Genomic DNA, 8014 nt, shown 5'->3' with positions numbered 1-8014 from the left:
CGTCAGCCCCGCGTCGACCAGGAGCGAACGGATCTCGTCCAGGTGGACCTGCACCCGCTCGAACATCCCGATGAGGACCGGCCGCAGGCGTCCTGGCGGACGTCAGCGTCCGCGTGAGCGGCGGTGCCCGACCGCGCCGAAAGGTTTGGCCGGGATGCGGTGTGACGGATGGGAGTCTGGCCGCGTGCCGTCTACCTGCTGTTTATGGGAGTCTCGGTAATCTCTTTCGTCGGTGAGCGATGAGTGCTGATGACATGACCGGATTCCGCCCGGGGGTGGGGATGTTCGAGTCAGTGTTCCGGGCAGATGAAGTGCCCGCGGCTGACAGGTTCGATGCGTGGTGCGATGCCGTAGCGAACAGGTGCCCAGTGGATTTCAGTACGGAGCAGCCGGAGCATCCGGCGGCGAAGTTGGAGCGGCTCCGGCTCGGTGGAGGAGCGCTGTTGTCGGTGACCTGCCAGGAAATGATCTGGAACAGGACACCGGGAATGATCCGGCGCTTCGACCCGGAGGCGTACCACCTCAATCTTCCGCTGCGCGGGTCAGCAGGGGTCAGCCAGGCCGACCGGGCCGAGGTCTGCCAGCCCTGGGAGATGCAGGTCTTCAACACTTCGAAACCATTCCGGATCGTCAACGGCCCTCTGCGCATGCTGACACTAGCCATACCCCACACGGTGCTGCCCGTGGCGCCGCACAAAGTGGAGCGGCTCCTCGCCCGGCGCTTATCGGGTCGGGAAGGGATGGGTGCACTGCTGGCGGGGCTCCTGACTCGTCTCGCCCGGGAGTCGGGGGCGTTGCGGCCGGCGGACAAGCACCGGCTGGAGACGGCCGTGGTCGACTTGTTCGCCGCGACGCTCGCCCATCACCTCGACACCTACGAGGATCTTCCGCATGAGACCCGCACCCGGACCCTGGCCCTGCGGATCCAGTCCTTCGTCCGCCAGCGCCTGCAGGATTCGGACCTCACCCCGCCGATGATCGCCGCCGCACACCACATCTCCCTCGGCCATCTGCACCGTGTTTTCCAGACCCTGGGGCATGGCAGCACGCTGGCCGCGTGGATCCGCGACCAGCGCCTGGCAGGCGCCCGCGCTGATCTTGCCGACCCTGCCCAGCGCACCACTCCGATCCACCAGGTTGCCGCTCGGTGGGGCATACCCGACCCCGCCCTATTCTCCCGCGCCTTCCGCACCGCCTACGGAACCTCACCCCGCGACTACCGCCACCACATCCTCGGTGACACCACTGCCAGGCACCGGCCGAGACCGACAGAAACGCGGGCACCCTTGTCCCATAATGGAGACGGTGTTCCGGACGGACAACGTTCCGGTGGCGGACCGGTTCCCGCTCTTCCGTGAGCTGGCGGAGCGGATGCCGCCGATGGTGGTCTCCAGCGCGGACGTGTTCGACTTCCGTGCCCAGTTGCGGGCCGTGGAGCTGCCCGCCGTGCGGGGGACGGTGTTCGACCGCACACCGCGGCTGGACAGGCAGAGTGACCCGGAGACCTACCACCTCTCCCTCATCCTGCGCGGCACCGCCGGCGCCGTCCGGGGCGACGGGGAGGTCTCCTACCGGCCGCACGACTTTCACAGCACCAGCAGCTCCACCCCGCGGGCCTTCCTCACCAAGGAGGGGCCCGGCGGATTCATGGCCGTGGGACTCGACGTGCCGCACGCCGACGTCCCGTTACCCGTGGACCCGCTCACCGTGCGAATCGGCAGGCAGCCACTCTCCGGCCGTGAAGGTCCAGGCGGGCTCCTCGCCGACGCCCTCGTGCGCCTGGCCCGCGAAATCGACACGGCCACGCCGACGGACGGGCCTCGGCTGGCCGCCGTGCTGGCCGACCTGGTCGCCGCCACCCTGGCCCACCGCCTGGACGCCCAGGACCTGCTGCCCCGCGAGACCCGAACCCGGGCACTCGCGCTGCGCATCCAGACCTTCGTCCAGCGCCGGCTGCCCGACCCCGACCTCAACCCCGGCACCATCGCCGCCGCCCACCACATCTCCTGGCCACCTCCACCGCATCTTCCACACCCTCGGGCACGGCACCACCCTCGCCGCCTGGATCCGCCACCAGCGCCTCGAACGCATCCGCCACGACCTCGCCGACCCCACCCAGCGCGCCCTGCCGATCCACCTCATCGCCGCCCGCTGGGGATACACCGACCCTGCCCTCTTCTCCCGCGCTACCTACGGAACCACCCCCCGCGACTACCGCCACCACACTCCCAACGACAGCACCGCCGGGCATCAGCCGGGACCGATAGAAGCACCCGACGACCAAACAGCCCGCTGACACCAACGCTGAGTGTCCAGGGCTGAACGCCCCTCTGCGTCGAACCGCCAGCGGCCCCGCGCCGTGGATCACCCGGTGCGGGCCGCTGTGTTACTCGGCCGGCCACGCATCACCCTGGGGGTCCGGATCAACTCCTCGCGAGGGCTACAGGGTGGCGTCTTTCGACGTGCGGATTCACCGTCTCAGGCGCGGAACCTTCCCCGACGTGATGGGTAGCTGCGGCCCCCTGCGCTGGCCGGCTCGATCAGGGCGTCCCGGGCTGCCTGCCGCCCAAAGCGAGCTCGGGACGTTGTCACCCAGAGACAAAAAGGTGGGTATTGGCAGCCAAGGACTTTCGCCGACCTTACGGACAAGATGTGAGCAGTACGGCTGGCAAGGCGGTCACCTGGAGACAGGCGCCGCGGCCCGCGGGCCGCACAGTTCTCGCCGGGGGGCGCTCACGCCCGGAATCCCGGAATCCGCCACCACGATGCGAAGGAGCAACGATGCGAAAGATCCATGGCTTAGTCCTGTCCGTGTGCGGCCTGCTGACGACGGTCAGCCTGGCCGGTAACAGCGCGGAGGCCAGCGAGTCCGGACGCGAGCCGACGCCGGTCTCCGCTGGCGTGGCCGACAGTGACCAGGTGGGCACGCTGGCAGGGGTTCAGCGGGGGTGTGGGGGTCTGCCGAACGGCGGGACCATATCGCTACGCTCGGCGAGCAACGACCGGTACGTCGCGGCGGAGGTGGAGTACGAGGGCGGTTCCAACGGACTGCTCCGCGCCCGGTCCGGCGACAACGCCGGCTCCTGGGAGCACTACCGCCTGCGTCACCAGGGCGGCACCGTCTGGGCACTGCAGAATGTGAACAACGGGCGATACGTCACCGTCGAACGCGAGGCGTCAGGGGAGAACGCCAACGCCCTGCGGGCCCGCGCGGGCACGGTCGAGGGCTCGTGGCAGGAGTTCGAATTGCAGTGCTACCAGGGCACCGCCACCTGGATGCTGTACGCCCTCACCAATGACCGCTACGTCTCGGTCGAGCGCGAGTTCACCGGCTACAACGCCAACGCTCTGCGGGCGCGGTCCGCGTCCGTCGGCGGCAGCTGGGAGCAGTTCAACCTCTACCTGCACTGAGCCACCGAGGCAAGAAGGCCGAGCACCACCGCCAGGGTGCTCTGCCCGCCCCGTCCGGGCCCTTCGCAGAACACATCCGCATCTGCTCCGGGTTCTCAAACGTCCCATCATGCGGCCCTGGGCAAAGTCCCAGGGCCGCCAGCATGTCGTAGTCAGTCGGCAGTCCTGGGCTTCCTCGGCGTGCTGGGGGAGCGTTCGCAGTCTCTGACCACCGCACCACGCGCACCGCACCACGCACGCCCGAGCCGGGCGCACCGCACCGGTGCGGCAACGGGTGCGCTGCCGGTCCGTGACGGACACCTGGGCCCGCCGGGCCGAAGCCGGAGACGTCCCACGAGGTCATGCCCCGGTCAGGTGGTCAAGAGGAAACGCGCCCTGGTCAAGGGGAAACGCGGGCGCGCGCAACCAGGGCCGAAGCCACCGCGCCGGCCCGGTCCGCTTCGCGCGCGCCGCCCCGGGATCGTGATGAGTTGGTTCGGGTGACCACGACGGGTGTTCGCGGGGCCTCGATGATCACGCGTGCACGGGTGCTGCTCGCGCTGGATACCTCGGTGGGTGAGGTGGATTCCAAGGAGGTGATCGCGGCCCGGCTCGGTGTCTCCGGCGAGACGTTGCGGCTGGTCGCCAAGCGTTTCGCCGAGACCGGTGGTGATGTTCACGCCACGATCGCTCGGAAGAGGTGCGATCTTCCCCCGGTGCCCTCGCCGGTGACGGGTGAGGTCGAGGCCCGGCTGATCGCGCTGGCCTACTCACCACCACCCCCCCCGGCTATGCCCGCTGGTCGCTGAGGCTGCTGGAGTGGTGAATCCCGCGCCGGCTCCTGGCCGCGAGAGCGCGGTGCCGGGCCCGGCGTCTGATCCTGACGCCCATGCCCCACGAGACACCGATGGACCGTCAGGCGGCCGACCGCATCGCCGCCGCCGCGCAGCGCGACCCCGACAGCCCGACCGCTGAGTCCGGCTTCGACGACCGTGCCCAGGCCGCCGCCGACCGCAACGACCCCGAGGCCTACGACCCCGACGAAGACGGCTGGTGACACGGCTCGCCGGCCGCTCGGAGTACTCGCGCGAGTGAACGTCCCCCGCCGCCTGGGGGATGTCCGTTTCATGGTGGCGCGGCCAGTGTGGTGTTCTCCTGCCTGGGTGGCACCGGAGGTACGGACGGCGTCGTCTGGGCCTGGAAACAGAGGGACAGCGGTTCACCACCGCAGCGGTAGTCCGGTTCCCGGCGCCGAACCTCGGGGGTAGTGCCCTGGGGGAAGAGGCAACGCGTCCTGAAGCCCAGAGCAAGGTGTGTGCTCACCCGGCCGCTTAGCCAGCGGTCGACGCACCAAACACCAATAGGTGGTGAGCCGTCGAAGGAGACGAGTTCCTCGGGATCACCCGCCAGGCCCCGGCGTCGCGGCCGTTGACCCCCGACCGCCGCGAAGCCCGTGGATGGGTACACGGCCTGGCCACCTTCATGCCCGCCCGCGGGGCTGGCCGTTCCATGCGCGCAGCAGGTCGCGGCATCCCCAGGACAAGCGGCCGATCCCGGCGCACAGGTCGATGATCCGGTCACCGTACACGTGCAGCGAAAACGTCTGGGCCATGCCGGCTGGAGTGAAGAACGCGCCGTCAAAGCTCGGGTGGCGGCGTCAGCGCCGGTCGGTGGAGCGGTCAGGACTGTGACGGTGCCTTCTAGGCCAAGGCCCCTATCGGGACACGCTCGCCGGCCGGTGGCCGTACGCGTCGCTCCGGCCGGGCCGACAGATCAAACACAAGGCACAAGCAGCCAGCCAAGTACGAGTCAGGCCACGGCCGAAACGACACGCCATCATCCTCACAGCCCGAGTAGAACGGCCGGTCCGCGGCGATCCGGTCGATCGGCAGCAGCGTCCCGTCCAGGATCACGAACACCTTGTGGGCCGCTGAGCGGGCCGCCGTGGCGATATCCGGTGCGAGGGCCGCGAGTACCCCCACTGCCTCGGTGACGTACCGGTAGACCGTGGCGGTACTGACACCGAAACCGGCTGCGAGCTGGGCGTAGGTGTGCCCGCACCGCAGATGGGCCAGGACCAGCAGAGCCTGCCGGCCTGCCGGGAGGCGCCGCCATCGGGACCCGCGCTCCAGACGCCGAGCGGTCAGCAGGCCCGACAGGTAGCGGAGGGCAGAACTGGACAGATCGATCCCCGATGGGTAGACAAGCACGTGAAGCTCCGGGCAGACAGGTTGATCTTGGCCGACAACCCATCTACCAGGAGCTTCACCCCTTCCCGCACCCAGCCCCCACCTCAACGCCCCACGGCCTCAGACAGGTTGGAAAAGGCTCAGTGAGCGTGAGAGGCCCGCCGCCGGCGGCGGTTGCCGTGCCGAGTGCGGCGAGCAGGCCGTGGGAACGCGCCTGGACATGTCGTGCGCCCGGCCGGGACGAGCCGGGGAGGTCTGAATCGGGAAGCCCGCCGGGGCGGAGAGGACCTGGATGTTGCCGCCGTGCCGCTTGTACTTGCCGCTCCACCACAAGTCCACGCCCTGGTCGGGGCCGGGAACGTGGCCAGCGTCGGTCTCGATGAGAGTGCCGTCCAGGAGCAGACGGCCGTGGCCCGTGGCCTTCGCCACGGCAAGGGCCTGCTCAAGACTGGGTGCCCGGACCTTCAGCACGTCGATCCCCTCGTGCAGACAGCGGTAACAGGTCCGTCCCCAGACACGGCGTTGTCGCGGGCGGCTGGGAGATACGGATACCGTCGACGAACCAGCGGAGCACCAGGACCGCCTGGCGGAACGGATTCAGCAGCCGGGTCTTCCGGCGGGTACGGCGCCGCCGCCGCTCGGAAGCCGGTAGACGGGAGACGGCAGACGGCAGACGGCAGACGTACTCACGGTCCCTTGGTCGAAGGGAAGGGGGGCGGTGCATGTGACACCTGTCGGCAAGCGAAGCCTCCGGTGCGTGGACTTGACTACGCTCGCGGGCCGAGGTCGCCACCGAACTCGTCGTACGGGACAGCGGAGGGCCCCCCGGCCGGCCACGGGCTGGGCCGTCGAGCGTCGCCGGGGGCGACGGGACAGGATTTGCCGAGCGAGGCCCTGGCCAGGGGGCGCGGAGCGGTCGGCGGGCCGGCCGCTCCGGCAGTGCATGGGTCGTCTCCGGCTGCCTCAACCCACCGTGACGGAGTAGGAGTTGGTGTCGAGCTGTCCGCGGCCGTTGAAGACTTCGGTCCCGGCCTGGACGCTGGAGAGGTACTTGGAGTTCGCTATCGACCCACGGTTCACCAGTGCGTTGGTGAAGTCGGCGAGGTTGAGGTTCGCGGATGTCGTGTTGCTGGTGCGGACGAACGAGTGGACCCTCCAGCCGATGTCGCCCTGGTACAGGTCCCAGCTGGCACCGCCGATGTTGAGAGTGGCGACCCTGGACCCCACGGGCCCGGCGCCGCCCGCGGTGTAGAGCCAGATCATGACCTCGTCGGTGGGCTGGTCTTGCCAGTCGGGGTTGGGGATGTCGTGCAGCCACAGGTCATACGCCACGTTGAGCGTGTTGACGTTGTTCTGGGTGACGTTGAAGTTCCAGGAGCTCTGCACCGGCCGGTTGGCGGACAGCTGGGTGGGCAGCTGGGTGTTCTGCGTCCTCCATCCCCAGTGCCAGCCCAGGACCGAACTGGTGTATGACTTGACGGAGCTGTTCTGGCCTGGATTGGAAGTCCAGTCCCAACTGGTGCCCCAGCCAATGGTGTTGCCGGACTGGTAGGTGTCCCAGGCGCACTGCCAGCCGTTCCCGTTCGCCTGGCCCCACAGGTTGTTGTTCACGTAGTACTTGCCCTGGGTGATCGTTTCGTAGGCGGTGCACGTGCCGGCGGCGGAGGCGGTCGCGGGCATCCCCAGCACGGCGGTGGTGCTGAGCACTACCGCGATCAGGGCTGAGCGCAGCGGTCGATGTCTCCTGAGCATGGATCATCCTCCGGATATTGCGGGTCTATGACACAGGAATCCGGTCGCACGCGCCGATACGACGAGGCGGGGATCCGGCAACGGACAGCACGGATCGCAGGCCGCCGGGATCGGCGCGTCAGGGAGCGAGGCACTGACCAGGCAGGGTCAGCGCAGTGAGGTTGCGCAAGTGCGGACAGACAGTCGAAGCGCTTCGACGCTCACGATAGGACTGGCAACACGATGAAGCAATAATTCTGTCAGAATTTGTTTGCATCCTGCCTGCTGGGCATGCAATGGGGTCTTCCGCACGCGGGCCCGGCGCCCCAGGGGAATCTCCGGAGCGCGGTGGCCGCGGGCCTGCTGTTCCTGTCCGGCGCCCGGCTCAGGGCGGCCGGGCTGCTGCCGGTCGCGCTCACCATCGGCGTGCTCCGTGCCGTGACCGGCGACGATCCGCCCGTCGCCTGCGCCTGCTCCGACCAGTCCCGAGTGCCACGGCTTGCAGTACCGCTGCTGACATGGCGATTCCGGAGGCGCCGGCGGCTTCCGCCGCCCTCTCGTGTTCGATTCATTAGACTCCTGATGTTGTCGTCGTCGCTCCCACAGGTGTGCTCTGATCTGCGGTGTTGTGTAGGCAAGCGCTTCGACAACCGCGTGCCGCCCGGCCCGCCGACTACCCCGCACCTGTCTCTTATACACGTCTG

General features: G+C 68.9%; 8 protein-coding genes and 1 pseudogene. 5 read left to right on the top strand and 4 right to left on the bottom strand.

The features are described from left to right. Positions 1–368: 368 nt before the first annotated feature. Positions 369–1358 (top strand): helix-turn-helix domain-containing protein, encoded by a 990-nt coding sequence (locus E1265_RS39810; RefSeq protein ID WP_243741202.1) that lies wholly within the window; start codon positions 369–371, stop codon positions 1356–1358. Positions 1359–1686: 328 nt separating this feature from the next. Here E1265_RS39810 and E1265_RS39805 read toward each other — a convergent pair whose 3' ends face one another. Next, positions 1687–1998: a hypothetical protein gene (locus E1265_RS39805; protein WP_243741204.1), complete on the bottom strand. Its 312-nt coding sequence runs from the start codon at positions 1996–1998 to the stop codon at positions 1687–1689. A gap of 25 nt (positions 1999–2023) precedes the next feature. On the opposite strand from E1265_RS39805, the gene E1265_RS39800 reads away from it, so the two are divergent. The 4 genes from E1265_RS39800 to E1265_RS37400 all read left to right on the top strand — a co-directional run bounded on the left by E1265_RS39800 (position 2024) and on the right by E1265_RS37400 (position 4447). After that, complete coding sequence (locus tag E1265_RS39800) at positions 2024–2296, top strand: helix-turn-helix domain-containing protein (RefSeq protein WP_243741203.1); 273 nt, start codon at positions 2024–2026, stop codon at positions 2294–2296. 485 nt (positions 2297–2781) lie between these two features. Then, positions 2782–3411 carry a hypothetical protein gene (locus E1265_RS29725; protein WP_132934086.1) on the top strand — a complete coding sequence of 210 codons (630 nt, stop codon included), beginning with the start codon at positions 2782–2784 and terminating at the stop codon, positions 3409–3411. A gap of 479 nt (positions 3412–3890) precedes the next feature. Beyond that, on the top strand, positions 3891–4199 hold the full coding sequence (locus E1265_RS29720) for a helix-turn-helix domain-containing protein (protein WP_207931261.1): 309 nt from the start codon (positions 3891–3893) through the stop codon (positions 4197–4199). An 80-nt stretch (positions 4200–4279) separates the two neighbouring features. After that, a complete protein-coding gene (locus E1265_RS37400; RefSeq protein ID WP_165953928.1) occupies positions 4280–4447 on the top strand; it encodes a hypothetical protein in 168 nt (55 codons plus the stop codon). Positions 4448–4870: 423 nt separating this feature from the next. On the opposite strand, the gene E1265_RS40460 is transcribed toward E1265_RS37400, so the two are convergent. The 3 genes and pseudogenes from E1265_RS40460 to E1265_RS29705 all read right to left on the bottom strand — a co-directional run bounded on the left by E1265_RS40460 (position 4871) and on the right by E1265_RS29705 (position 7331). Next, positions 4871–5002: a hypothetical protein gene (locus tag E1265_RS40460; RefSeq protein ID WP_279571474.1), complete on the bottom strand. Its 132-nt coding sequence runs from the start codon at positions 5000–5002 to the stop codon at positions 4871–4873. A gap of 235 nt (positions 5003–5237) precedes the next feature. Further along, positions 5238–5600: pseudogene (locus E1265_RS29710) on the bottom strand (transposase family protein); the annotation flags it as partial. A gap of 942 nt (positions 5601–6542) precedes the next feature. After that, positions 6543–7331: an endo-1,4-beta-glucanase gene (locus tag E1265_RS29705; protein ID WP_132934085.1), complete on the bottom strand. Its 789-nt coding sequence runs from the start codon at positions 7329–7331 to the stop codon at positions 6543–6545. Positions 7332–8014 lie beyond the last annotated feature (683 nt).

The organism is Streptomyces sp. 8K308, assembly GCF_004348315.1.
Classification (GTDB): domain Bacteria; phylum Actinomycetota; class Actinomycetes; order Streptomycetales; family Streptomycetaceae; genus Streptomyces.
The sequence above is the reverse complement of the archived record's forward strand: the minus strand, read 5'-3'. Positions and strand labels throughout refer to the sequence as shown.